Origin of the sequence: Pseudomonas sp. MONT-RG-20F-20-E-7-02 (genome assembly GCF_022662395.1) — a bacterium.
Lineage (GTDB): Bacteria > Pseudomonadota > Gammaproteobacteria > Pseudomonadales > Pseudomonadaceae > Aquipseudomonas.
In genome coordinates, this window is the sequence record NZ_JAKNQN010000002.1 from 518,066 (window position 1) to 541,455 (window position 23,390).

25 protein-coding genes and 1 tRNA gene are annotated in these 23,390 nt (G+C 61.4%); 16 read left to right on the plus strand and 10 right to left on the minus strand.

Going from position 1 to position 23,390, the window contains the following annotated elements; genetic code table 11:
• The first annotated feature begins 27 nt into the window (after window positions 1-27).
• From L8I05_RS07575 to L8I05_RS07605, 7 genes are all read left to right on the plus strand, one after another.
• Entirely contained in the window at window positions 28-1,137 is a 1,110-nt protein-coding gene (locus L8I05_RS07575; RefSeq protein ID WP_242167968.1) for an HlyD family secretion protein, read from the plus strand.
• A complete protein-coding gene (locus L8I05_RS07580) occupies window positions 1,130-2,698 on the plus strand; it encodes a DHA2 family efflux MFS transporter permease subunit (protein WP_242167969.1) in 1,569 nt (522 codons plus the stop codon). The genes L8I05_RS07575 and L8I05_RS07580 overlap by 8 nt, the downstream gene beginning before the upstream one ends.
• The gene (locus tag L8I05_RS07585) at window positions 2,695-4,116 is read left to right on the plus strand and encodes an efflux transporter outer membrane subunit (protein WP_242167971.1); all 1,422 of its coding nucleotides are present in this window, start codon (window positions 2,695-2,697) and stop codon (window positions 4,114-4,116) included. The genes L8I05_RS07580 and L8I05_RS07585 overlap by 4 nt, the downstream gene beginning before the upstream one ends.
• Before the next feature lie 63 nt (window positions 4,117-4,179).
• Entirely contained in the window at window positions 4,180-5,085 is a 906-nt protein-coding gene (gcvA, locus tag L8I05_RS07590) for a transcriptional regulator GcvA (RefSeq protein ID WP_242168408.1), read from the plus strand.
• A 74-nt stretch (window positions 5,086-5,159) separates the two neighbouring features.
• Entirely contained in the window at window positions 5,160-5,987 is an 828-nt protein-coding gene (locus L8I05_RS07595) for a DMT family transporter (RefSeq protein WP_242167973.1), read from the plus strand.
• A 37-nt stretch (window positions 5,988-6,024) separates the two neighbouring features.
• A complete protein-coding gene (locus L8I05_RS07600; RefSeq protein ID WP_242167975.1) occupies window positions 6,025-6,774 on the plus strand; it encodes a glucose 1-dehydrogenase in 750 nt (249 codons plus the stop codon).
• 86 nt (window positions 6,775-6,860) lie between these two features.
• Window positions 6,861-7,121, plus strand: coding sequence for a hypothetical protein (locus tag L8I05_RS07605; protein ID WP_242168409.1), 261 nt, complete (start codon window positions 6,861-6,863; stop codon window positions 7,119-7,121).
• A gap of 20 nt (window positions 7,122-7,141) precedes the next feature.
• On the opposite strand, the gene arr is transcribed toward L8I05_RS07605, so the two are convergent.
• Entirely contained in the window at window positions 7,142-7,558 is a 417-nt protein-coding gene (arr, locus tag L8I05_RS07610; protein WP_242167977.1) for an NAD(+)--rifampin ADP-ribosyltransferase, read from the minus strand.
• Window positions 7,559-8,090: 532 nt separating this feature from the next.
• Between arr and L8I05_RS07615 the strand changes: the two genes are divergently transcribed.
• Window positions 8,091-8,339: a DUF3077 domain-containing protein gene (locus L8I05_RS07615; RefSeq protein WP_242167979.1), complete on the plus strand. Its 249-nt coding sequence runs from the start codon at window positions 8,091-8,093 to the stop codon at window positions 8,337-8,339.
• Window positions 8,340-8,444: 105 nt separating this feature from the next.
• Here the strand turns inward: L8I05_RS07615 and L8I05_RS07620 are convergent.
• Window positions 8,445-8,518: transfer RNA gene (locus L8I05_RS07620), tRNA-Cys, on the minus strand.
• A gap of 212 nt (window positions 8,519-8,730) precedes the next feature.
• A complete protein-coding gene (locus L8I05_RS07625; protein WP_242167981.1) occupies window positions 8,731-11,010 on the minus strand; it encodes an acylase in 2,280 nt (759 codons plus the stop codon).
• A gap of 238 nt (window positions 11,011-11,248) precedes the next feature.
• On the opposite strand from L8I05_RS07625, the gene L8I05_RS07630 reads away from it, so the two are divergent.
• A complete protein-coding gene (locus L8I05_RS07630) occupies window positions 11,249-11,629 on the plus strand; it encodes a fe2+ zn2+ uptake regulation protein (RefSeq protein ID WP_242167983.1) in 381 nt (126 codons plus the stop codon).
• A 7-nt stretch (window positions 11,630-11,636) separates the two neighbouring features.
• Here L8I05_RS07630 and L8I05_RS07635 read toward each other — a convergent pair whose 3' ends face one another.
• Entirely contained in the window at window positions 11,637-11,831 is a 195-nt protein-coding gene (locus L8I05_RS07635; protein WP_053255884.1) for a hypothetical protein, read from the minus strand.
• A 173-nt stretch (window positions 11,832-12,004) separates the two neighbouring features.
• On the opposite strand from L8I05_RS07635, the gene L8I05_RS07640 reads away from it, so the two are divergent.
• On the plus strand, window positions 12,005-12,142 hold the full coding sequence (locus L8I05_RS07640; RefSeq protein WP_165447632.1) for a hypothetical protein: 138 nt from the start codon (window positions 12,005-12,007) through the stop codon (window positions 12,140-12,142).
• A gap of 41 nt (window positions 12,143-12,183) precedes the next feature.
• Here L8I05_RS07640 and L8I05_RS07645 read toward each other — a convergent pair whose 3' ends face one another.
• Genes L8I05_RS07645 through L8I05_RS07665 form a run of 5 tightly spaced genes read right to left on the minus strand, consistent with a single transcriptional unit; the run spans window position 12,184 to window position 16,588 of the window.
• The gene (locus L8I05_RS07645) at window positions 12,184-12,945 is read right to left on the minus strand and encodes an ABC transporter permease (RefSeq protein WP_242167985.1); all 762 of its coding nucleotides are present in this window, start codon (window positions 12,943-12,945) and stop codon (window positions 12,184-12,186) included.
• Complete coding sequence (locus L8I05_RS07650; RefSeq protein ID WP_177015547.1) at window positions 12,942-14,141, minus strand: ABC transporter substrate-binding protein; 1,200 nt, start codon at window positions 14,139-14,141, stop codon at window positions 12,942-12,944. Before L8I05_RS07650 ends, L8I05_RS07645 begins: the two co-directional genes overlap by 4 nt.
• On the minus strand, window positions 14,128-14,931 hold the full coding sequence (locus tag L8I05_RS07655; protein ID WP_242167987.1) for an ABC transporter ATP-binding protein: 804 nt from the start codon (window positions 14,929-14,931) through the stop codon (window positions 14,128-14,130). Before L8I05_RS07655 ends, L8I05_RS07650 begins: the two co-directional genes overlap by 14 nt.
• A complete protein-coding gene (locus L8I05_RS07660; protein ID WP_177015548.1) occupies window positions 14,928-15,989 on the minus strand; it encodes an acyl-CoA dehydrogenase family protein in 1,062 nt (353 codons plus the stop codon). Before L8I05_RS07660 ends, L8I05_RS07655 begins: the two co-directional genes overlap by 4 nt.
• 38 nt (window positions 15,990-16,027) lie before the next feature.
• Complete coding sequence (locus tag L8I05_RS07665; RefSeq protein WP_242167989.1) at window positions 16,028-16,588, minus strand: carboxymuconolactone decarboxylase family protein; 561 nt, start codon at window positions 16,586-16,588, stop codon at window positions 16,028-16,030.
• Between the two features lie 102 nt (window positions 16,589-16,690).
• Between L8I05_RS07665 and L8I05_RS07670 the strand changes: the two genes are divergently transcribed.
• Window positions 16,691-17,596: an AraC family transcriptional regulator gene (locus tag L8I05_RS07670; protein ID WP_242167992.1), complete on the plus strand. Its 906-nt coding sequence runs from the start codon at window positions 16,691-16,693 to the stop codon at window positions 17,594-17,596.
• On the opposite strand, the gene L8I05_RS07675 is transcribed toward L8I05_RS07670, so the two are convergent.
• The gene (locus L8I05_RS07675; RefSeq protein WP_159956244.1) at window positions 17,587-18,504 is read right to left on the minus strand and encodes a LysR family transcriptional regulator; all 918 of its coding nucleotides are present in this window, start codon (window positions 18,502-18,504) and stop codon (window positions 17,587-17,589) included. The genes L8I05_RS07670 and L8I05_RS07675 overlap by 10 nt on opposite strands.
• A gap of 119 nt (window positions 18,505-18,623) precedes the next feature.
• Here L8I05_RS07675 and L8I05_RS07680 point away from each other — a divergent pair, with 119 nt between their 5' ends.
• The 5 genes from L8I05_RS07680 to L8I05_RS07700 all read left to right on the plus strand — a co-directional run bounded on the left by L8I05_RS07680 (window position 18,624) and on the right by L8I05_RS07700 (window position 23,310).
• Complete coding sequence (locus L8I05_RS07680) at window positions 18,624-19,619, plus strand: aldo/keto reductase (protein WP_242167994.1); 996 nt, start codon at window positions 18,624-18,626, stop codon at window positions 19,617-19,619.
• Window positions 19,620-19,765: 146 nt separating this feature from the next.
• Window positions 19,766-21,760 (plus strand): methyl-accepting chemotaxis protein, encoded by a 1,995-nt coding sequence (locus tag L8I05_RS07685; RefSeq protein WP_242167996.1) that lies wholly within the window; start codon window positions 19,766-19,768, stop codon window positions 21,758-21,760.
• 90 nt (window positions 21,761-21,850) lie between these two features.
• Window positions 21,851-22,309 (plus strand): SRPBCC family protein, encoded by a 459-nt coding sequence (locus tag L8I05_RS07690; RefSeq protein WP_242167998.1) that lies wholly within the window; start codon window positions 21,851-21,853, stop codon window positions 22,307-22,309.
• Window positions 22,310-22,419: 110 nt separating this feature from the next.
• Entirely contained in the window at window positions 22,420-22,866 is a 447-nt protein-coding gene (locus tag L8I05_RS07695; protein WP_242168000.1) for a DUF411 domain-containing protein, read from the plus strand.
• Window positions 22,867-22,869: 3 nt separating this feature from the next.
• Window positions 22,870-23,310, plus strand: coding sequence for a YqaA family protein (locus L8I05_RS07700; protein ID WP_242168003.1), 441 nt, complete (start codon window positions 22,870-22,872; stop codon window positions 23,308-23,310).
• The last annotated feature ends 80 nt before the right edge of the window (window positions 23,311-23,390 follow it).

Consider the following 23,390-nt stretch of genomic DNA (forward strand, 5'->3'; position numbering starts at 1 on the left):
CAACTGCTATAAATCCGGAGTGACCCGATGTCCGCTGCACCTCCCTCCCCTCAGGTCATTCCTGAAGACACCGTCAACGGCCAACGCGGCAAGGCTCGACGCATACTGCTCACGATTGCCACCGTCGCGCTGCTGGTCGGCCTGGGCTGGGCCGCCTGGTGGTGGCTCACCGGGCGGTTTATCGAGACCACCGACGATGCCTATCTGCAAGCCGACAGCATCAGCGTGGCGCCAAAGATCAACGGCTATGTCGCCGACGTGCTGGTGGGCGATAACCAGAACGTCAAACGCGGTGACGTGCTGGTACGCCTGGATGCACGCAAATACCAGGCCGTGAGCGACGAAGCCTCGGCGACGATTGCCGCGCGCAACGCCGACTACGCCAAGGCCCAGGCCGACCTGGTGCAACAGGACTCGACCATTGCCGAAGCCCGCGCCCAGCTGCAAGGCGCCGAAGCCGATGCGAAACACGCGCAAACCGAGGTCGCCCGCTACGCCCCGTTGGCACGCTCCGGCGCCGAACCGGAAGAACGCCTGGCGCAACTGAACAACCAACTGGCCCAAGCGCGCAGCACCGTGGCGGCCAAGCAGGCGGCCTTGCGCTCCAGCCAGACCCGCTACGGCACGCTTGAAGCGCAACTCAAACAGGCCCAGGCGCAACTCGGCGTGGCCAAGGCCAGCGAAGCGCAGAGCCAATTGGACGTGGATGACGCCGTGATCCGCAGCCCGCTCGACGGTCGCGTGGCCGATCGTGGCGTGCGTGTCGGCCAGTACGTACAGCCCGGCACGCGCTTGCTGACGGTGGTGCCGATCAGCGCGATTTATCTCACCGCCAACTACAAGGAAACCCAGATCGGTGCGATGCGCCCCGGCCAATCCGTCACCGTGCACGTGGACGCCCTGCCCGGTCGCGACCTGCAGGGCCATATCGATAGCCTCTCGCCCGGCACCGGCGCGCAATTTGCGCTGCTGCCGCCGTCGAATGCCACCGGCAACTTCACCAAAATCGTGCAGCGCGTGCCGGTGCGTATTGCCCTGGATGTGCCGGATGACGTACGAGCGGCGTTGATGCCGGGCTTGTCGGCGACCGTTGAAGTCGACACCCGCACCCACGCCGCGGACGCCAATCATGGCTGAGGCACTCACGGCCGAGGTGGTCGCAGAAAAACCGCGCAACGCCTCGCTGACCGACTGGATCGCCGTCGCTGCCGGCGCACTCGGCGCCTTGCTGGCGACGCTGGACGTGTCGATCACCAACTCGGCACTCCCGCAGATCCAGGGGCAAATCGGCGCCACCGGCACTGAAGGCACGTGGATCGCCACCGGCTATTTGATGTCGGAGATCGTCATGATCCCCCTCGCCGCCTGGCTGACGCGTGTGTTCGGGTTGCGCCGATTCCTGATCGGCACCGCCTTGATGTTCACCGCCTTTTCGATGTTCTGCGGCCTCTCCACCAGCCTCGGTGCGATGATCGCCGGGCGTATAGGCCAGGGCTTTGCCGGCGGCGCGATGATCCCCACCGCGCAAACCATCGTGCGCACGCGCCTGCCGCCACACCAGTTGGCGATCGGCACGACACTGTTCGGCATGACGGTGATCCTCGGCCCCTTGCTCGGCCCGGTCATCGGCGGTTGGCTCACGGAAAACATCAACTGGCGCTGGTGCTTCTTTCTCAACCTGCCCATCAGCATCGCCCTGATCACCTTGCTGATCACTGGCCTGCCCACTGAACGCATGAACCTGCAACGTTTTATCAGCGCCGACTGGCTGGGCATCCTCGGCCTGGCCATGGGCCTGAGTTCGCTCACGGTGGTGCTTGAAGAAGGCCAGCGCGAGCACTGGTTCGATTCCCTGCTGATCTGCTGGCTGAGCATCGCCACGGTGACCGGTTTCTTCCTGATTGCGGTTGGGCAATTCAGGTCGAGCACGCCGATCCTGCGCCTGCAATTGGTGCTCAACAAAAGTTTTGGCAGCGTGCTGTTGATCGGCACCGCCGTCGGCGCCGGGATTTACGGTACGGCGTATCTGGTGCCGCAGTTCCTGGGCATCCTTTCCGGCTATAACGCCCAGCAGTCGGGCTCGATCATGTTGCTGTCGGGGATTCCAGCCTTCCTGCTGATGCCGATTCTGCCGCGCATGCTCGGCCGCTACGACCTGCGCTGGATGGTCGGTGCCGGGCTGTTGCTGTATTGGGCCAGCTGCTTTGTCGACACCCAATTGACGGCCGACAGTGTCGGGCATGATTTTGTCTGGTCGCAGTTGCTGCGCGGTTTCGGGCAGATACTGGTGATGATGCCCCTGAGCCAATTGTCCATGCGTTCGGTCGACACCCGCGACGCAGGGGACGCCGCCGGGCTCTACAACATGTCGCGCAACCTCGGCGGCACTATCGGCCTGGCGTTGCTTGGCGTGCTGATGGACCGGCGCAGCCACTTTCATGACGACACGCTGCGCGAAGGTATCCAGGCCAACAGCCAATTGGCCCAGGATCACATGGCCAGCAGCGCTGCCAGTTACCTCGCGCAAACCGGCGATGCGTCCACATCGCAGTTGCAGGCGTTTGCCCAACTCGCCAACGACATAGCGCGGCAGGCCTCGGTAATGGCCTACAACGACTCGTTTTATGTACTGGGACTCGCGATGCTGGCGTGCCTGCCCCTGATCTTCATCCTGAAAAAGCGCACGGTACAACGATGACTCCTCGCACCCTTCCCCTGCTCTTGACCGTCGGCCTGCTGTCCGCCTGCACCGTCGGCCCGGACTATCACGGTGCGCCCGATGTCGCGCCAAAAACCCTCGCAGCCGGGCGTTTGCCGCATGCCCAAAGCTCCGCGCCAAACGCGCCGGCTGTCGCGCAGTGGTGGCGAACCTTGGGCGACACGCAACTCAACACGCTGGTCGAACAAGCCCTGCAGAACAGCCCGGACATCGCCACGACACAGGCGCGCTTGCGGCAGTCCCGCGCCAGCCTCGGCGGCGCGCAAGCCAACGCGCTGCCCAAGGTTACCGGCGACGCGGCGATGCTTAAATTGCGCTCACCGGACACCTCCGCGCTGGGCGGCAACAGTGGCGGCGGCCGTGGCCCGTTAAACCTCTACCTCGCAGGCTTCGATGCCAGCTGGGAAGCCGACCTGTTCGGCGGCACCCGCCGCGCAGTCGAAGCCGCACAGGCAGAAGCCGACGCCTCACAAGCCCAACTGGCGGATGCCCAGGTGCAACTGGCGGCCGAAATCGTCCAGGCCTACACCGACCTGCGCGACCAGCAAGCGCGCCTGGCGCTGGTAGACGCCAGCGTCGAGATTGAAAACCAGGCCCTGGACCTGACCCAGCAACGCCGCGAGCGTGGCGTGGCCTCACAGCTGCAACTGGAACAAGTGCTCACCCAGGCCGAAAACACCCAGGCCCAACGCCTGCCACTGCAAGCCGCCATCGTCGAATCCCTCGACCAACTCGGGTTGCTCTGTGGCCTGGAACCTGGCGAACTGGATGGCCAACTCGCCACCGTGCGTGCCCTGCCCGCCATTCCCGCCGCCGTGCCGGTTGCCGACCCAGCCGCGCTGTTGAAGGCCAGGCCCGACATCCGCAGGGCCGAGCGTCAATTAGCCTCGAGCAATGCGCAGATCGGCGAAAAAACCGCTGATTGGTTTCCCAAACTAAGCCTCATGGGTGACCTGTCGTTCTCGGCCGGCGACCCTGGGCACCTGGCGCGCAAGGACAACGGCACGTGGCTGATCCTGCCGCGAATCACCTGGAACGCACTGGATTTCGGCCGCGTTGCCGCCAGCGTCAAAGGTGCCGAGGCCGGGCGTGATGAGGCGCTTGCGCAGTACAAGAGCGTGGTATTGAGTGCGTTGCGGGATGCGGACGTGGCGTTGGCGCGATACGGCCATCAGCGCCAGAACGTGGTGCTGCTGCGCAATGTTGAATCTTCCGCCGTGCGTGCGGCGGACCTGACGCGCCAGCGCTATCGCGCAGGCACCGCAAGTACGCTGGATTGGCTGGATGCTGAACGCACGCGCTATCAGGCGCAGGAGAGTCGGATATCCGGCGACGCAGAGCTGCTCAAGGATTTTGCCTCGCTGCATAAGGCGTTGGGGCTTGGGTGGACACTGTGAGCAGGCGATCGCGTGCAAATCAACTACCATGAACCTTCATTCATGGCCACCGACTTCCCTGCGATGAGAGACTTACCGCCCACTGCGACCTTGCGTGCCTTTGAAGTGGCTACCCGGCATGCCACCTTCACCGCGGCTTCCGAAGAGCTGCACGTGACCCAAAGTGCCGTCAGCCATCAGCTCAAACACCTCGAAGACATCTGGGGCTTGCAGCTATTCCAGCGCGGCAAGTCGTTAACACTGACGCCGGCCGGTGCCGCGCTTGCGCCCATCGTGCGTGAGTTTTTCATGAACCTGCAAGCCACCCTGTCCGATCTGAGAGAACAAAAAGGCAGGGTGCGGCTCAAGGTCAGTACCACCTACTCCTTCGCGCTCAAATGGCTGCTGCCGAGGTTGCCCAGCCTGTCACAGCTGCACCCGGAAATTTTGATCACGCTGGAGACCAGCGACACCGCCATCAAGTTTTCCACGGCGGAATCAGACGTCGCAATCCGCCTGGGCAATGGCAACTATCCCGGCCTGCACTCGGAATTCATGCTCAGGGAACAGATTTTCCCCGTGGCCAGCCCCGACCTCCTGCACCGCTTTGGCACCCCACAAGAGCCTGCCGAACTGTTGCGCTATCCATTGCTGACCCGCGACGGCGCAGACCTGGTGCCGAAGTGGGAGGCATGGTTTCAACAGGTCGGTATCGGCATTGGCGCCCTCAAGGAAAGCGTGCGGTTTGCCGACACCAACATGACCATCGAAGCGGCACTATTGGGCCAGGGCATTGCACTGGCGCGCAGCGGGCACGTCGAAGCGCAAATCCGCGACGGCCGTTTGGTCAGGTTGTTTGAGGTGCCATTCGCCTCGCCGGTCGCCTACTATTTTGTCTGCCCCAAGGGGATCGAATCCCAGCCTCACGTCGTGAGTTTTCGCGAGTGGCTGCTGAAAGAGTCGAGCGAGGCGCAACAAAGCTACGGGTAAGGCATGAGGTTTTGTTCATGGCAGGATGAAGGGACTTCGCTTTAATGCCGGCGCGCCATTGCCTAGGATGGCGCATGCCTTTTCATATCGTGTTACTCATCCTGTTCGCCGCCCTCTTGCACGCCAGTTGGAACGCACTGCTGTGTGGCGGCGCCGACAGGCTGTGGTCGATGACCCTCATGTGCGTGGCGGTGGCCATCGCCAGCGCACTCATTGCTGTGTTCCTGGCCCCGCCTGCCGCAGCCAGCTGGGTCTACGCCGTGCTGTCGGCGGTGCTGCATGTGGGCTATAACCTGTTCCTGGTGCGCAGCTACAAGGTGGGCGACCTGGGGCAAACCTATCCGATTTCCCGGGGTTCCTCGCCCATCCTGATTACCCTGGCGGCGTCGGTGTTCGCCGGGGAAACCGTCAGTGTCAACGCGATGCTGGGCATTGCGTTAGTGTCTGGCGGCATCATTTCATTGGCGTTTCACAAGCGCAGGTTTGCGGTTCCCAGCCTGCCCTACGCGCTGGGTACCGGGGTTTTCATCGCTGCCTACAGCGTGACCGACGGCATTGGCGCACGCCTGTCTGGCGCGCCATTGGCCTATACCGTGTGGATGTGCGCACTATGGGGCGTATTGATGCCCATGGTGTACATCGGCCTTCGCGGGGCGCGCAGCTTATTCAGCGTGCGACCGGGTTTCATCACGGCCTTAAGCGGCGGGCTGGTCTCGCTGTTGGCGTACGCGATCATCATCTACGCCATGTCCTATGCGCCCATGGGCGCGGTGTCGGCATTGCGCGAGACCAGCGTGTTGTTTGCGGCGCTGATCGGTTATTGGTTTCTCGGCGAGGCACTCACACTGCGCAAGTTTCTAGCCTGTGCGGTGATTGCCCTCGGCACTGTACTCATCGGCTGAGGCCGCCCATTCCTGTCCAAAAATAGAGGTCCACCCTATGAGTTCCCCCGTCATCCTGATCACTGGTGGTAGCCGTGGCGTCGGCGCCGCCACTGCGCGATTGGCCGCCGCACGCGGCTACGATGTAGCAATCAGCTACGTGTCGGACGAAGCCGCCGCCCACGCCGTGGCCGAAGACGTTAAAGCAGCCGGGCGTCGCGCGCTGGCAATACGCGCCGACAGCGCTGAGCCGGAGCAAGTCGCCGCACTCTTCGCCGCCATCGACCGAGAATTTGGCCGCATTGATGTGCTGGTCAACAACGCGGCGATACTGGGGCTGCAATCGCGCCTGGAAGACCTCGACTTCGCACGGATGCAACGTGTCTTTGCGGTGAATGCCATTGGCCCAATGCTGTGCTCACAGCACGCCATCAAACGCATGTCCCATCGCTACAACGGCGCCGGTGGCGTGGTGATCAACATCTCATCCGGCGCGGCCCGCCTTGGCAGCCCGAACGAGTACGTCGACTACGCCGCCTCAAAAGGCGCTTTGGAATCCTTTACCATCGGCTTCGCTAAAGAAGTCGCACGGGACGGCATCCGCGTAAACTGCGTCCGCCCGGGGCACATCTACACCGACATGCACGCCAGCGGCGGCGAGCCTGGCCGAGTGGATCGGGTGCGGGACTCGATCCCCATGGGCCGCGGCGGACAACCTGAAGAAGTGGCGCGGGCCATATTGTGGCTGGCCAGTGATGAAGCTTCGTTTATTACTGGGACGTTTCTTGACGTGACCGGGGGCAAGTAAGCGCAAAGGTTGCCGATGTGGCTGATAGCCGCAACGGCATGATTGTGCGGGGAATGTTGCTGAGGAAACCTCAGGCGGGGAACGCGATGGAAGACCTGATACAAGGCCTCGATGGGCCGAGGACGGCCCAGCAAGAGCTGTTTTATGACCTTGAGGATGCGGCGGCGGTTATCGGGTGGTCGGTGGTTGAGCTGACAGCCATGGCGGCCAACGCTAAAACCCCTGCCGAGGCGGTAGCGCTGATGAGGATAGGCGCTTTGCTGACCGCTCAGCAGGCAAAGCTCGGAGGGTATGCCGAAGAAGTTAAGGAACAACGCATTAACAGGGCCGAGTACGACCTGGGCTGATAACAGCGTCTGCTCTTCGGTCAGTCGATGATGACATCGCGACCTTGCGCTTTTAAACGGGCGAGGTTGTCTTTCATCTGCTGCAACCGTTCAGGCGGATGCCCTTGCCATTTCGTCACCTCAGCCACCACTCGCAGAGGCTCTGAGGAACGATAGGACAGCGTGGGGTTACCGGGGAATTTCTTATCCGTCACATTCGGGTCATCCATTATTGACCCCGTTGGTTCTACGACATAAATCCGCTCGCGCCCATCGCCGAGCGCCAGCTCCGCGCCCCAGATGGCGGCATCCAGGGTGCCCGCAAAGTAAACCCAGGACAGCGGTTTACCTTGCGTGAAGTTCGACGGGTAGCCGACACGGATCATATCGCCTGGCTCTAGATCAGCGCGGGTGCCGTGGAAGAACTGTCGTGTGAACATGCCGGCGGTGTTTGACATGGGCTCGTGCTCATTGGAGGAATGGGTTCGTGGCAATAGGGACCCAGAGTTTTCAGGGCCTGGCCTCATCTTGTCCGGTACAGCAGAGATTTTGAATGTTGTGGCGCCGCCCAGTCTAGCTTCGGACATTTCCCACAGCCTGACGAGGTTGAGCCATAGGAAGCTATTTGGCTAGGATTCGCCGTCGCAGTAAATCCTGTGGCCGGGTGTCGCAACCTGAAGTAATCTGAGGCGCGGTAGCGCCATAGCTCTGTAGCAGGCGCTTTTTTTGTGCCTGCTCACTGCATCTATGGTGGACCGTGTGAGGCGGGCTTTTGCCCGGCCGGTTTCCTCAGAGACTGGTTTGCGACCCTCGCACGGTCCACCACCCACCCGTGTCGCAACGGCGGTGGTGGCCTCTTAATTTTCTGAGGATAAAGAGGATGTTTTCTACACATCGAAACTACCGAGTTATTGAAGCAAAAATCAGTGCTGCGCAGTGGCATTCGGCTGTGAATGCACACTCAATTAATCGCACATTGGAGTCTCATTCATGAAAACACGCACAGTTGATGAAGACCTTCCCACCAGTGTATTCAAAGTGAGGCCAGACTTGAGTTCAGAAGAAGCATTAGTGAATGCTTGTGAGCTTCTGATATCGGCGTCGGTAATGGCTAATGAACAAGCAATCACCGCGAGTGGTTCGCAGCGTTTCCAAACATTCGGATTGGCCCACTTGATTGAAAGTGCGCAGCTTCTAGTGAATGACGCGCTGGAGAAAACGAGCCCGATAAATCCCTGATTATCGGCTCAAATGTCGAGCAATACATCCCAAGTGCTGGGAATACGTATTAAATTCCAACCAATAAAAAACCCCGTAGACGTTAATCTACGGGGTTTTCAAGAGTGGAGGCCGAGGTCGGAATCGAACCGGCGTAGGCGGATTTGCAATCCGCTGCATAACCATTTTGCTACTCGGCCTCAAACGATCAATGCCCTTACTACCGACATTCACCGCATAAAAACTTGAGTGGGCTATAAAACCCTGCCTCTACTCTAACTCATTGAATACATTGAAGTTTTTAATGCTTCGTTGCGTTCGATGGGCGCCATTATGTACTCATTTGCTTTTGCCTGCAACCCCTTGATTTCAAAAATATTTCGTATTGGCATCAAGGGGTTGCACGCCTGCCCTACTCCTTGATGAGCAGTTGTTGATACTGCGGGTCGGCCTTGATCTGGGCGTCGGTGAAGGGCAGCGGGCGCAGTTTTTTCTCTGAAAACGCTTGGGTCTGGTCCTTTGAGTATTTCGATTCAGGGTTACTGGATTCGGAGAATGCCAGCACGCCAAGGGCGTGAGGGCCGTTGTCGTCGAAGGTGACGATTTGCAGGTAGCTGCTGCCGCTGACCACTTCGCGTTTGCCGTCGGCGCGGGGCATGGTTTGCATGGCGTTGTAGACGCCCAGTTCTTGCGGGCCGCCGTGGATGGGAATGTGGCCCGAGACTTGAATATCGCCCCAGCGGGTCAGGCCGAGTTTGCTGACGTCTGCGGTAGAAGCCAGCATGGCTTCGCGCAGGGCCTTGGCGACCGGCTCGCGCTCGATGGCCAGGCCACGCGGCGTGGTCAGGGGTTGGGCCGGGTCGAAGGCGACGCGCCAGGCGTCGGGGAGTTGCTGCAGGTGCTCAAACAGGTTGATGAAATGCACCAGGCCTAGGCCACTGTCGAGGTTGGCGCGCTGGTCCCAGGCTTTCAGGCTGGCACACAGTGGCTGCAAGGCCACAGCGTCAGCGCCCAGATGTTTGGCGCAGAACGCCAGCAAATCGGGCATGACTTGGCCGGCGAGGTAAACCTCGTTGTCCATGACCATATTTTTCAGGTCGGCCACGCTGATCGGTTGCTTCTTCAGGGATTGCAGGCGTTGCACGGCGAAACGGGCACGTGGGCCAAGCGCGATATGGTCCTGGCTGATCACCGGCGAGAAACCGGTGAGCGGCGCCTTGGGGTTGGCCAGCCACGCCGAGTCGTTGGAGTGCTGCACGTAGTCGGTGCGCTGCAGTTGCGGCAGTTGGTCGGCGGCGAAGATGCCGGGCTGCGCGGCACGCGGGTCGATATCCCAGGCGCAGGCACTGTGGGCGCCGTCAAGCATGATCAGCTGCAGCCCGGCCCGTGGGTCGCTGCATTGCGCGAGTTTGGCGGCGCTGACGTTGGGCACCACCGACAGGTTCATGTACAGGCTCTGGCCCTGGTCGTCGGCGGCCACCGTGTTGACCCACGGGATACCTTGCAACGTATGCACCGAGGTTTGCAGTGCTTTGAGGCTAGTGGCTTGGTTCATGGCGTACCACTGCTGCAGCACGCGGTCATTGCCCAGGTTGGCGTCGCGCAGGCTAAAGGCGTAGTGGCTGTCCCAATCGAGCTTGCCGGGCCATTGCACCACCGGGCCGAACTGTGAGCTGTACACGGTATGCGGCTGGGCCTTGAGGCTGCCGTCGGCTTGCTTGACCTGCACCGTCAGCGTGGTTTTCTCCAGGGGAATGGATTTGCCGTCGAGCAGGTAGCGCGTCGAATCCTTGGGATCCAGGGTCAAGCGGTACAGGGTGAAATGCTTGGAGGTGTCGACCGTGTGGGTCCAGGCCACATGCCTGTTGAAGCCGATATTGATCACCGGCAAGCCTGGCAAGGCTGCGCCCATCACGTCGAGTTGGCCGGGAATGGTCAGGTGCATTTGGTAAAAACGCATGCCGCCCATCCACGGGAAATGCGGGTTGGCCAGCAACATGCCACGACCATTAAACGAACGATCACGACCTACGGCGACGGCGTTGCTGCCACGGTCGAAGCTGAAGCGCTGCTGATTGGCCGCGGCCAACTCAAAGGCTTTTACACCGGGCTGCGCACTGGCCGTGGCTTGAGGCGGTGTGGCGCCCACCAGCGCTTCGGCGAATTGGCCGACCCCGCCTTCCACCAGCAATCTGCGAGTCAGCTTGACCAGGTCTTGCGCCACGAGCGGGCGCACCCACGCCGCCTGGCACTGTGCGGGAGCGCCCTGCTCTTTCAGATAACGGTTGTAGCCCGCGACGTAGCCCTCAATGCGCTGCTGGATCTGCGGTGTCTGGGCGTTCCAGAACGCAGCGACTGCATCCGGTGTATTTAACCAGGTGAAAAACACATCGCTGGCGAGGTTGTTGCGCTCTTCCAGGGTGGCCTGCTCCGGGCCAAAAAACCTGGCGCGCTCGCCATTCACGGTGACCACTTCATTGGCCAGCAGGCACAGGTTGTCCTGGGCATACGCGTAGCCGATGCCGTAGCCCAGGCTACGTTCGTCATGGGCGCGAATATGCGGTACGCCGTAGGTGGTGCGACGGATATCCGCCGAGGTCTGTGACACAGGCTGACCCACACAGGCTGCCAGGCTCAGGCCCAGCAATACCCCCGTAACACACGCCCTGGTTACCCTGTTGAAAATAATCACATCGACTCCACAGTCATATTGAACACCCTCACTGGGGGCAACTACCCCACCGTAAGGACGCAAAATATCGGGAGTGATTTAGTCGCGAGCGGTATCTATTTTTGTCATCGGCGCTGTGACAAATCGGATACCGACAAAATTTCTACATCCGGCACTTCATGATTTTGCTCGCTCGTTCGTCTTATTAGATAAGAGCGCCATCATTTTCCTGATCAGGCTCTGATAAGGAGTTTTTTGCATGTACAACTCGCAACTGCCCACGGACGGACACACACCTGCCGCCGATGCCAATTTCGGCGGCGGCGCACAAGCGTTCGGCAAAGCGCCCGAACAGCAAGGCAACCAGCGTATTCGCCATTTGCTCAAGTGTTTCGGTTTGCGCACCAGCCTGATTCGGCTGAAGGTCATCGACGCCCTGCTCACCGCTGCCGACAACCAGCGCACCCTGGGCGTACGCGGCGTGCACAGCCATTTGCTGGAGCTGGGCATTCCTTTGTCGTTTCTCAGCGTGCGTGAGGTGCTCAAGCGCCTGTGCAGCGAGGGCGTGATCACCCTCAATGCGGATAAAAGCTACAGCCTCCACGAAGAGGCTGCCAAAGTGCTCGACAGCCGCGCCTGAGTCAGCCTCAGAAGTTAGGCTTGACCTTGCGGCGCATGATGCCGTTGATCACCACCACGGTCACCGCCACGGCAATGGCGATGTACTGGAACGTCTTCTCGCTGATAACCCCGGTGTTCTGCAGGTAGGACAGGCCAAACATCGTCCCCAGCACCACAAGGGAAATCAGAATCGAATATTTCAAACGTTGCTTTTGGGTCATGACGGGGTTCCTGAACCTGATAAATGTATCCACTTTGTATCGTCGAGCATGCCAAGCACATACCCGGTTACGGGGATGGATGCGGGTCGACAGGGTCACATGTTACAGGCGATGAAAAGCTTTGGCTCGTCCCACGCCTGATTGACCCTGTCAGTACCCTAGAGGATGTTGAAATGCTTCGTCGAATCACACTGCTGATTCCATTGCTGATCATGCTGAGCATGAGCGGCTGCTTCTTTTTCCCACACGGCGGCGGTGGCGGCTGGCACGACCACCGCTATGACGGCGGCCGAGGCTACGAGCACCGCTGATCGTGCCTGCGTCTCGCTTTCCGGGCTGGAAAGCGAGACGCTCAGCCCGCGTGCACCCAGCGCTGGTGCAACCACCGTGCAAATGCGTCAAGGGCAAAGCCCAGCAGCCCGATCAGCAGCACCATCGCCATCAACTCTGAATACGCCAGACGGTCACGCGTGTCGAGAATGTAGTACCCCAGCCCCGCACTGACCCCGAGCATTTCGCACGGCACCAGCACAATCCACAAAATGCCGATGGCCAGGCGCACGCCGGTCAGCACATGCCCCACGACGCCGGGAATAATTACCCGACGCAGGGTTTCCCAGCGTGTTGCACTCAAGCTCTTGCTCAATTGCAACCAGCGCGGGTCCAGCTGACGCACGCCCGCAGCGGTGTTGAGCATGATCGGCCACACCGCAGCAAAGGCCAGCAGAAAGTAGATAGGCTGGTCGCCGACGCCCATCAACATCACCACGATGGGCATCCACGACAGCGGTGAAATCATCCGCAGAAACTGGAAAGCCGGCGTGGTTGCCGCCTCCAGGTTGCGCGAACTGCCCACCAGCAACCCCAGCGGCACGCCCACCAGCAACGCCAGGAATAACCCGACGAAGATGCGTTTCAGGCTCACCGCGATATGCACATACAGCTCGCCGCGCCCGAGCAGTTCCCACAGGCTGCTGAAGGTCGCCGTCAGTGAGAAGCGCGCCGACAAGCCGTCGGCATCGCCAAACACCTTCACACCCAGCCACCATAAAAACAGCAAGCCTGCCAAGCCACTCAGCCCCAGCAACCAGCCCGGGATTCTGCCGTTGTTCAAACGCCAATCTCCTCGTGTCGTTCATAGCCATCCGGCAAGCCGAAGGTCTGCATGCCGCCCACCGACTCAATGGCACTGCGCACAAAGCGGTCATCCACCAGGTCTTTGGCGACGAAAGCCGGGTCGAGGTCGGCAAGGAATTTCTTGTCGCCTTCGATCAACGTGTCTTTCAAGCGCCGCACCAATTCCTCGGTGTAGCTGGGGAATGGGTAAGGCTGGAAGTCGATGCGGTGCTCGTCCCAGTTGGCGTGCTGAATCGCGCCATCGGCCAGGTAAGCGGCGCGGTCGCCGGCAGCCGGGGCCAATACTTTGCTCAACACCGGTTCAGCATGTGGCGTGTAGCGGTTCGGGCCGTCCTTGGACAGCAGCTTCACTGCCTCTTCGCGGTTGTCGCGTGTCCATACCTGCGCCTTGACGATGGCATTCACCACCTTCTGCGACCATTCCGGGCGATTGGTCAGGTCGTGCTCGTGCATGAACACAACGCAGCACGCGTGGTTGCGCCACACGTCGCCGGTAAAGCGTTGCACGCGACCTACCTTGAGGTTTTCCGCCAGGGCGTTGAAGGGCTCGGCAACGATGTAGCCGTCGATGCGCTTGCTGGCCAGGGCCGGAGGCATGTCGGAGGGCGGCAACACGATCAGGTTGACTTCATTGGCGGCAATCGCCGTACCTGCTGCACGGGCCACCGGCGTCAGGCCGTTATCACGGAACAGTTGCTGCACCACCACGTTATGGATCGAGTACCAGAACGGAATCGCCACTGACTTGCCGCCCAGTTGTTTCACCTCGGTAATGCCGGGCGACACCGTCAGGCCCGAACCGCCGACGTGGTTCCAGGCCACCACTTTAGCCGGCACCTTGCTGGCGTAGCGCGCCCACACCGTCATCGGCGACAACAGGTGAATCACGTTGACCTGCCCGGAAATAAACGCCTCAATCACCTGCGCCCAACTGCGCAACAGCACTGGGCGCTCGGCCTTGATACCTTCGGCTTCGAACAGGCCGTTGTTGTGCGCAACCAATAGCGGCGTGGCGTCGGTGATCGGCAAGTAGCCGATGCGCACCGGCGCGTCCGGCTCATTGGCGGCGCGGGCCTGCAAGCTGCTCAGCAGCGGTAAGGCACCGGCGGCGCTGAGCACTGCCGAGAGTTTGAGAAAATCACGGCGCGAGTGGGTCAGGTCATCCAGACACATAGTTGGGCTCCAGTTGTTCAAGAGGGTTGGGTTGAGGGCGGCTCGCCTGCCGTAAGGTTTTCAGAATCTCGATACGCAGCGCGCCGATGGCCTCCACTTGCTCTTCGCGCGGTTGCGGCAGGTCGATATGCCATTCGCCCAACGTGCGCGCCGGGCGGTTGCCCAGCAGCAGGATACGGTCGGACAGCAACAGCGCCTCATCAATATCGTGAGTAATCAATACCGCCGCCGAGCCTTGCTCGCGGTTGACCTTGAGCAGCAGGTGCTGCATGTCGGCGCGGGTGACTTCATCCAGCGCGCCGAACGGCTCATCCAGCAGCAACACTTGCGGTTGCCGCGCCAGGCAGCGGGCCAACGCCGTGCGCTGCGCCATCCCGCCGGACAACTGCGCCGGGAACTGCTGGCGCGCATGTTCCAGCCCGACCGCCGCAATGGCGCGATCAACGCGCAGGCGGCGTTCTTCAGGGCTCAAGTGCGGTTGGCGAGCGAAATCCAGGCCGAAAGCGACGTTCTTTTCCAGGTTCAGCCATGGCAACAGGCCAGGGTCTTGAAAGGCCACCGCCACGCGCGGATGCGGGCCGTCCAGCGGCTCGCCGAGCACCTGCACGCCACCGCCCTGTGGCGCCTGCAAACCGGCGAGCACCCGCAACAGGCTGGATTTGCCGACGCCGCTGGGGCCAAGGATCGACACCACTTCGCCCGGCTGCAAGTGCAAGTCGAACCCTTGCAACACCGGGCCACTGGCATACCCCAGGCAAATCCCCTGGGCGCTTAATACCGCCTGGCTCACAGCGCGGCCTGGCGTTGCAACTCGGTGCGCAATTGCACCAGGCTCGGTGTGACAATCGGCACGAAGGCCGACTCGCGCCAACGCCGGGCAAAACCGCTGCCGTGAGCGGTGAGGTAAGCCTTGCCGCCGCTGGCTTGCAGCTCAAGCTGCACGGCACTGGCGGCGGTTTCGGCGAGGGCGATACGCAGCTTGAACAAGGGCACCGGCTCGGCAGCAAAACGCCCGGCCAGCAGGCCTTTTTTCAGGTCATTGACCAAGTGGTCGAGGGTCACGCGCAGCGCTTCCAATTCATCGCGCAACACGGTGCGGCTCGACCCCAGATGGTTGGCCACTTCCGCCAGCGAGCGCCGCGCCAGACCAATCGACATGCCGCACTGCAAGCCCAGAAACGCCGGGCGTACGGCCGGTAGAAATTTGCGCGCATCCTCATGCAACAACCACTCACGGCTCAGCTCAACGCCTTCCAGGCCCAGGGCTGCGGTGTTGCTCGACTGCAACCCCAACAGTTCCAGGTCGCGCGAGCGTTGCAAGCCTGCCACCGAATCCGGAATCGCCAGGATAAACGGCGCGCCACCCCCGGCATGCTCGATAGCCGCCGCGGCTACAAAGCCGTTCTTGCGCAGGTTGGTCACCCAATGCAGGCGACCGTTGAGGGTCCAGCCGTCGTCCGTCGGCTCGGCGCTGATCTGCAGCGTCTCGATGCCCGACAAAAACTTCATCGCATTCGACAGCCCCGTGGCCCCGGCCAACTTGCCACTGAGCAAGTCCGGCAACAGTTGCTCACGCAGCCGCTCATTCGGGCTCTGCAACAAATATTCGATAAAGGAGCGCTGGCCCCAGCACACAAACGCCGCCGCCAGGGAATGGCTGGCAACATTGGCGATGGCGTCCACCGCAGCGGTTACATCGCCGCCCGAGCCACCGAGGTTTTTTGGCACGCCGATACGCAATACATTGGCTTCTGCCAGCCGTGGCAGCACTTCCTGTGGATCGCAACTGCCCACATCCAGGGCCTGCGCTTGAACATCGAGCCAACGGCTCAAGATTGGGTCAAGCATTCGTTTCTCCTTATTACAGCAGGTAGACCATCGCCTAATCAGCTTGCCGGTTTTTCCCAACGGTATTGCGCCAGCTCCGGGTTCAGCGGGGTACGGGCAAACACGTTAGCGAAGTTGCACAGGGTTGCCAGGCTCACGCCCAAAATAACTTCCAGGGCCTGGCCTTCGGAGTAACCGGCAGCACGAAACGCCTCGAAACCTGCGTCGCTGACATCACCTCGCGTGGCGATCACTTCACGGGTGAAGGCGGCGAGTGTCTCATAGCGGGCATTGGGCAATTCACCGCGCTGGCGCAGTGCATCAATCACCTCCTCCGGCAGCTTGGCTTTGTTGCGCGCCACGGCGGTGTGCCCGGCGACGCAGAAATCACAACCGTGGGTGGTGGCCGCCACCAGTTGCACCACCTCGCGGTCGGCCAGGCTCAGTTCGGCCTTGGCGTTGAGGCCGGAGACGGTGATGTAGGTTTCCAGGGCGGCCGGTGCGTTAGCCAGTACGGCGAGCAGGTTCGGAATGAAACCCGAAGCTTTCAGGGCGTTTTCCAGCAAGGGTTTGGCGGCTTCCGGTGCGGTTTGCGGGGTCAACAACGGTACACGGGACATGGAGTGGTCTCCTGATGGGTTCGTGTACCCAGTCTGTTGGTTATAAAAAATCACCTCAATAGGCTAAAGTAGCGATTACTTGCTCTAGAGTCTTTCCGTTAGATGAATTCGTCCAGTGCACTTGTCGATTGGTTATTAGACAGCCTTGAACTCAACACCAGCTTGTTCCATGTGGGCCGCTACTGCGGCGATTGGCATGCGAGTACCCATGGGCTGGCCAGCGCGAGTTTCCACCTGATCGTGCAAGGCCAGTGCTGGCTGCATATCGACGGTGAACCGAGCCCGCAACACCTGAACAATGGTGACGCGGTGTTTCTACTGCGCGACTTGGTTTATCAGTTGTCTGGCGAAGCGACGGCGGCGGCCGCGCAGGAATGCCCGCGCCGCCCGATGCTGCCGCTGGACAGCACCGCCAACGATGGCGTAGGCCTGGTCTGCGGTTTCTTCCACTTCCATTCCGGCTTGTCGGCGCTGATCGTCGACACCCTGCCCTCTTGGATCATCCTGCGCGCTGGCGACCCTTCACTGACCGCCGCGCGCAACCTGTTCGAACTGATCCTGCAGGAATGCGAACGCACCCCGGCGCCCTCTTCCGCGCTGCTCGAACGCCTTTGCCACTTGCTGTTTCTGTACGTGCTGCGCCAGCAAGTCCTCGACAACACCGAACTTGGCGGCCTGGCCGCACTGGGTCGGCAACCGGCGTTCGCCAACCTGTTGGAACAACTGATCGCCCACCCTGCCGATGCCTGGACGCTGGAAAGCATGGCGGCCTGCACCGGGCTGTCGCGCTCGGCGTTTTTCAAACGGTTTAACGAACTGTGCGGCCAATCGCCAGGGCAAGTGCTGCTGCTGATGCGCATGCGCCACGCGTGCCAGTTGTTCAAGGAAGACCAGACGGTGGCGGAGGTAGCGCTGGCGGTGGGTTATCAATCGGTGGCGGCGTTTACCCGGGCGTTCCACAAGGTCACCGGGCAGCAGCCCGGCGCCTACCGCAAGGCTCAGGCCTGACGCTGCAGCCCGGTGCCGGGTCGGGCACACAGCTCAACCAACCAATCCACAAACACCCGTACCCGCTGCGACAACTGACGGTGCGGCGGGTACAGCGCGGTCAGCGCCATCGTAGGCACCGGCAGCTGTGGCAGCACGTGCACCAACGTGCCCTTGGCCAGCTGTTGCATGGCGTGATAGTGCGGCGCCTGGATCAGCCCATAACCGGCCTCGCATGCGGCGAAATACGCATCGGAGCTGTTCACCGAGACAACCTTCGGCAAGTTGACCGGGCGTAGTTCGGTGCCAATCTGGAACTCCAAACCAAACCGTTTGCCGCTGGCACTGGAGAGGTACTCGACCATCTGGTGCCCGGCCAGATCGTCCAGGCTCGCCGGCACGCCCATGCGCTCAAGGTACGCGGGGCTGGCCAACGTCAGTTGATCCATCACGGCCAGCGGCCGCGCCACCAGCGATTCGTCCAGTGCCAGGCCACCGCGCAGGACACAGTCGACGCCCTCGCGGATCAAGTCCACGGGGCGGTCGTTGAGGCCGATCTCCAGTTCGATCAGTGGGTAGCGTGCGGTAAAATCTGGCAACGCGGGAATCACGATCAACCGACCAATGCCTGAGGGCATGTCGATGCTCAGGGTGCCGCGTGGGTTTTGGCGACTCACCGAAAACACCGCCTCGGTTTCTTCCAGGTCCATCAATAACTGCACACAACGCTGGTAATACGCGGCGCCGTCCAGGGTCGGGCTGACCTGGCGCGTTGTACGCTGCAACAGCTGCACGCCCAGGTGTGCTTCCAACTGCTTGATCAGGATGGTCACCGATGCTCGGGGCAGTTGCAGGCTGTCCGCCGCCTTGGCGAAACCGCCCAATTCCACGATTCGAGTGAACACGCGCATGGCGTTAAATCGATCCAAAGCCGGGCTACCTTGTTGGATTGTTTAGAAAATCATAATAGTGATAGCGGTTTTAGCCGCTTTATCCACGGTTTGTCGAGGAGAACAATAAGGCCTTTCCCACCACAGGAGCTGCTCCGATGCACACTCGTCAACTCGGCAAAAACGGCCCTAAGGTCTCCGCCATCGGCCTCGGCTGCATGGGCATGACCGACTTCTACACCACCGGCACCGATACACAGGAAGCCATCGCGACCCTGCACCGCGCGCTGGAGCTGGGCGTGACCCTGCTCGACACTGCCGATATGTACGGCCCTCACACCAATGAAACACTGATCGGCAAGGCCATCGCCGGCAAGCGTGACCAGGTGTTCCTGGCCAGTAAGTTCGGCTTTGTACGCGACCCATCGAACCCGGCTGCACGCGGCGTAAATGGCCGCCCTGAATACATTCGCCAGGCCATAGACGGCACCTTGAAACGCCTGGGCGTCGAAACCCTGGACCTCTACTACCAGCACCGGGTCGACCCCGAAGTGGCCATCGAAGAAAGCGTCGGTGCGATGGCCGAGCTGGTCAAGCAAGGCAAGGTGCGTTACCTGGGCTTGAGCGAAGCGTCCGCCGCCAGCCTGGAGCGCGCGCACAAGGTGCATCCGATCAGTGCCCTGCAAAGCGAATACTCGCTGTGGAGTCGCGACCAGGAAGACAACGGCTGTCTGGCTGCCTGCCAGCGTCTTGGCATCGCCTTTGTGCCTTACAGCCCCCTGGGGCGTGGTTTCCTCACCGGCGCGCTGAAGAGCCCGAATGACTTCGCCGCCGACGACTACCGCCGCTCCAGCCCGCGCTTCCAGGGTGAGAACTTTGCAAAAAACCTGCTGCTGGTGGAGCAGGTGCAAGGGCTGGCGGCTGAAAAAGGCATTAGCGCCGGGCAACTGGCACTGGCCTGGGTGCTCGCACAAGGCGATTACCTGATCCCGATTCCGGGGACCAAACAGCGCAAGTACCTGGAAGAAAACGTGGCGGCTGTGGATGTCACGCTGAGCCCTGCCGAATTGACGGCGCTGGCGTCGATCTTCCCGGCGGGTGCTACGGCCGGTTCGCGCTACCCCGAATTTGCCATGCAACTGGTGAATCAATAGCCTTTTCAGACCAGAGCGCACCGGTTCACGGGGCGCTCTGATTATCTTGCACCATCGTACCTAAAGCTCTTCCTTGCCAAGCCGATAGCCCGACGAAGCTCTAACAAAGCCGCGTCGATAATAAACGCTTCGTAAGGACGACCCCCATGCCCCCATTGCGCTCCATTCAAACCCGCTACACCGTGTTTCTGGTGCTGTTCGTCCTGGTGCTATTTGTGTTGACCGTCGTGGGCATTGGCCAGTTGGTCGCCCCCACGCTCAAACACACCGAAGAACAGGTGGTGCTCAACCGCATCGCCGAAGTGGCCCAACAGATCCAGGGCGAACTCAACAAGGTTCAAGCCCAGCAACGCAGCATCACCCAGACCATCCCGCTGCTCGACAGCGATGCCATCGACAAGGTGCTGCCCGGCCTGGTGGACCAGTATGGCGAACTGAAAGTCTTCGGCGGCGGGATCTGGCCGCTGCCCAACCAGCGCACGCCAGGACGCAACAAGCACAGCACCTTCTGGCACCGCGATGCCTCGGGCAAGCTGGCGGTCAACACCTTCTGGAACAGTGACGCCGCGCCCAATTATTACGACCAGAGCTGGTACAAAGGCGGCCTCGCCTCGCCACGCGGCCAGTGCGCCTGGGCAGCCGCCTACAAGGACGACGCCAGCCAGGAGCCGCGCACCAACTGCGCCATGGCCATCCAGCGTGACGGTGCGGCCTACGGCGTCGCCACCATCGACGTGACCCTGGGGTTTTTCAATGACCTGGTCGCCAGCAAGGAAAAAGACATCGGCGGGCAGATGCTGATCGTGGAAGGCGACGGCAAGATCATCAGCAACAGCACGCGCATCAGCGGCCCGGTGGTGTTGAAGAACATCAGCGAACTGGCCGGCACCTCGGCCTTCGCCGCCCAGGTCAGCAAAGCCCTCGCCCATCGCGACCAGGCGCTGCAGCGCAGTGAGTTCGACAACCAGGGCGTGGCCAGCACCTTCTACATGCGCCCGATCGAGGGTACGCCGTGGTTCCTCGCCACCGCCCTGCCCACCTCGCTGATCACCGCCCAGCGCGATGACGTACTCGGCACCCTGGCCATGCTGCAAATTCCCATGGTGTTGCTGCTGGTGCTGTTGGCGTTCTACGCGATTCGCCAGTTGGTGCAGCGCATGAAGTCGCTGAGAACCAACATCGACGCATTGTCGGCCGGCGATGCCGACCTGACACGGCGTATCACCATCCGTGCCGAAGACGAAATGGGCGCCATCGGCCATTCGGTCAACCGCTTTATCATCTCCCTGCAAAACATGATCGGTGAAGTGACCCAGGCCACCGGCGCCATGTCGTCGGGGCTTGAGCAGTTGCAGCAGACCTCGGCGCAGACCAACCGGATTCTGGTGCGGCACGCCTCGGAGACGGACCAGACGGTCACCGCCATCACCGAAATGAGCTCGACCGCCGACACCGTTGCGCAAAACGCGGCTGAAACCGCCTCGTTTACCCAGCGCGCCAACGAACACGCCGATCGCTCCCGCGTCGTCGTCGGTGAAGCCTCCAACAGCGTCAGCGCGTTGATCGGCGAAGTGGCCAGCGCCACACACACCGTGGAAAACATGCGCCAGGACGCTGCGCGCATCACCGAAACCCTCGGCGTGATCGGCGCCATTGCCGGCCAGACCAACCTGCTGGCACTCAACGCCGCGATTGAAGCGGCACGGGCCGGCGAGCAAGGTCGTGGTTTTGCGGTGGTGGCCGATGAAGTCCGGGCGCTGGCGGCACGCACCCAGGCCAGTACCTCGCAGATCAATGAGATGCTCGCACGCCTGACCACGGGGGTGAGTTCGTCGGTGGCGGCCATGGAAAACACCCAGGCCAGTTGCCAGTCGGCAGCGGATGCCACGGCACGGGTCAACACCGGCCTGGACGAAATGGCCGGGTCGGTCAGCCATATCAACAACCTCAGCACCCAGATCGCCACGGCCGCCGAACAGCAGAGCGCGGTGACCGAGGAAATCAACCGCAGCATGGTGCATATCCGACATATGGTCGAAGAACTGGTGGAAAGTGGGCATGCCACTGAAACCAATACGCAAAGCCTGTTGGATGCCAATGGCCGGGTGATTGCGTTGATGAGCCGCTTCAAGGTGCGCTGATAAATGCGTGAAACACTCCCGTGCAAAACGCGGGAGTGGGACTATTCTGACAGCTCCTAGTGCAAAGTCTCGCCACACAGGAGGTGTGTCATGCACGCTGTCGAGCATTCGAGCCGCTTGGAGCGGATCAGCCACGAACGCTTTATCAACGCCCCTATCGAGGTCGTCTACGACTACGTGACCCAGCCCGACCGCTGGCACGAGTGGCACCCCACCTCCCTCAGCGCCGACACCGGCACCACCGGCTCACTCCCGGCCGGCACCCGGTTTACCGAAGTCATCGACCTGCTGGGCGTGCGCGTGCCGATGAGTTATCGCGTACAGATTGCCCGGCCCGCGACTGAATTCAAAACCGTGTTCACCTCCCTGGCCGTGGACGGCTCCATCCACTACTTCTTGCAGGCCCATCGCGGCGGCACGCTGTTCAAACGCGTATTGACCTACGAAACCGAACTGCAACTCGCCACCTTGCATGGGCGTATGGTCGAGCTGTCGGCCATCGCGCTGGACCAGCTCAAGCACCGCCTGGAAAACACGGCCTTCGTATAATTTAGAAACATTACCGAAACTGTGACTCACCTGTGGGAGCTGGCTTGCCTGCGATGACATCGTCATGATCGCCGCCATCTATCGGCTACCTCCTACACGCGAGCCCCCCTATGAAAAACACCGTGCGACTGGCCCTGCTCTCAGCCCTGCTTACCTCCAGCCTGGCCCAGGCTGCCGACCTGATCCCTATCGACGTGCACCGCGACGCCAACTGCGGCTGCTGCAAAAAGTGGATCAGCCATTTGCAAAGCAACGGCTTCAAGGTCAACGACCATGTGGAAGCCGACATGAGCGCCTTCAAGCAGCGCCTGGGCGTGGCACCGCGCCTGGCCTCGTGCCACACCGGCGTGATCGACGGCAAGTTCGTCGAAGGCCACGTACCCGCCGAACAGGTGATGGCCCTGCGCAAACGCGACGACTTGCTCGGCATCGCGGCGCCGGGCATGCCAGTGGGTTCGCCGGGCATGGAAATGGACGGAAAAAGCGATGCCTATCAGGTCATCGGCCTGACCCGTGAAGGTAACGACGTGGTGGTGGCCGACTACCCGGCACGTTGATTAATGCTCGCCGGTTACCTGGGTTTATTTTTCGCCGCCTTCGGGGCCGCCACGCTGTTGCCGATGCAATCGGAGGCGGTGCTGGTGGGCTTGCTGATCAGCGGGCATTACAGCCTGTGGGGGCTGCTGACGATTGCCACCGTGGGCAATGTGCTGGGCTCGGTGGGCAATTGGTGGCTGGGGCGCTCGGTTGAGCGCTTCAAGGACCGGCGCTGGTTTCCGGTCAGCCCCCGACACCTGGAAAAAGCCCGCACGCACTACCAGCGCTGGGGGCATTGGTCGTTGTGGCTCAGTTGGGTGCCGATTATCGGCGACCCACTGACATTGGTGGCGGGCGTCATGCGCGAGCCGTTCTGGCGCTTCCTGCTGATCGTCACCTTGGCCAAAGGGGCTCGATATGCCGTGTTGACGATGGTGACGGTGAGCCAGTTCGCAGGCGCATAAGTCAGTACCGTTGGTCGCCACTGTCAGTTTTGACAGCTATACGCGCCAACCGTCTGCGGCTTAATTTCCTACTCGTATGC

Excerpts from the sequence above, each read along its gene's own strand:
- L8I05_RS07575 (WP_242167968.1), top strand. The coding sequence starts at position 28 with ATGTCCGCTGCACCTCCCTCCCCTCAGGTCATTCCTGAAGACACCGTC.
- L8I05_RS07580 (WP_242167969.1), top strand. The coding sequence starts at position 1,130 with ATGGCTGAGGCACTCACGGCCGAGGTGGTCGCAGAAAAACCGCGCAAC.
- L8I05_RS07585 (WP_242167971.1), top strand. The coding sequence starts at position 2,695 with ATGACTCCTCGCACCCTTCCCCTGCTCTTGACCGTCGGCCTGCTGTCC.
- gcvA (WP_242168408.1), top strand. The coding sequence starts at position 4,180 with ATGAGAGACTTACCGCCCACTGCGACCTTGCGTGCCTTTGAAGTGGCT.
- L8I05_RS07595 (WP_242167973.1), top strand. The coding sequence starts at position 5,160 with ATGCCTTTTCATATCGTGTTACTCATCCTGTTCGCCGCCCTCTTGCAC.
- L8I05_RS07600 (WP_242167975.1), top strand. The coding sequence starts at position 6,025 with ATGAGTTCCCCCGTCATCCTGATCACTGGTGGTAGCCGTGGCGTCGGC.
- L8I05_RS07605 (WP_242168409.1), top strand. The coding sequence starts at position 6,861 with ATGGAAGACCTGATACAAGGCCTCGATGGGCCGAGGACGGCCCAGCAA.
- arr (WP_242167977.1), bottom strand. The coding sequence starts at position 7,558 with ATGTCAAACACCGCCGGCATGTTCACACGACAGTTCTTCCACGGCACC.
- L8I05_RS07615 (WP_242167979.1), top strand. The coding sequence starts at position 8,091 with ATGAAAACACGCACAGTTGATGAAGACCTTCCCACCAGTGTATTCAAA.
- L8I05_RS07630 (WP_242167983.1), top strand. The coding sequence starts at position 11,249 with ATGTACAACTCGCAACTGCCCACGGACGGACACACACCTGCCGCCGAT.
- L8I05_RS07635 (WP_053255884.1), bottom strand. The coding sequence starts at position 11,831 with ATGACCCAAAAGCAACGTTTGAAATATTCGATTCTGATTTCCCTTGTG.
- L8I05_RS07640 (WP_165447632.1), top strand. The coding sequence starts at position 12,005 with ATGCTTCGTCGAATCACACTGCTGATTCCATTGCTGATCATGCTGAGC.
- L8I05_RS07650 (WP_177015547.1), bottom strand. The coding sequence starts at position 14,141 with ATGTGTCTGGATGACCTGACCCACTCGCGCCGTGATTTTCTCAAACTC.
- L8I05_RS07660 (WP_177015548.1), bottom strand. The coding sequence starts at position 15,989 with ATGCTTGACCCAATCTTGAGCCGTTGGCTCGATGTTCAAGCGCAGGCC.
- L8I05_RS07665 (WP_242167989.1), bottom strand. The coding sequence starts at position 16,588 with ATGTCCCGTGTACCGTTGTTGACCCCGCAAACCGCACCGGAAGCCGCC.
- L8I05_RS07670 (WP_242167992.1), top strand. The coding sequence starts at position 16,691 with ATGAATTCGTCCAGTGCACTTGTCGATTGGTTATTAGACAGCCTTGAA.
- L8I05_RS07680 (WP_242167994.1), top strand. The coding sequence starts at position 18,624 with ATGCACACTCGTCAACTCGGCAAAAACGGCCCTAAGGTCTCCGCCATC.
- L8I05_RS07685 (WP_242167996.1), top strand. The coding sequence starts at position 19,766 with ATGCCCCCATTGCGCTCCATTCAAACCCGCTACACCGTGTTTCTGGTG.
- L8I05_RS07690 (WP_242167998.1), top strand. The coding sequence starts at position 21,851 with ATGCACGCTGTCGAGCATTCGAGCCGCTTGGAGCGGATCAGCCACGAA.
- L8I05_RS07695 (WP_242168000.1), top strand. The coding sequence starts at position 22,420 with ATGAAAAACACCGTGCGACTGGCCCTGCTCTCAGCCCTGCTTACCTCC.
- L8I05_RS07700 (WP_242168003.1), top strand. The coding sequence starts at position 22,870 with ATGCTCGCCGGTTACCTGGGTTTATTTTTCGCCGCCTTCGGGGCCGCC.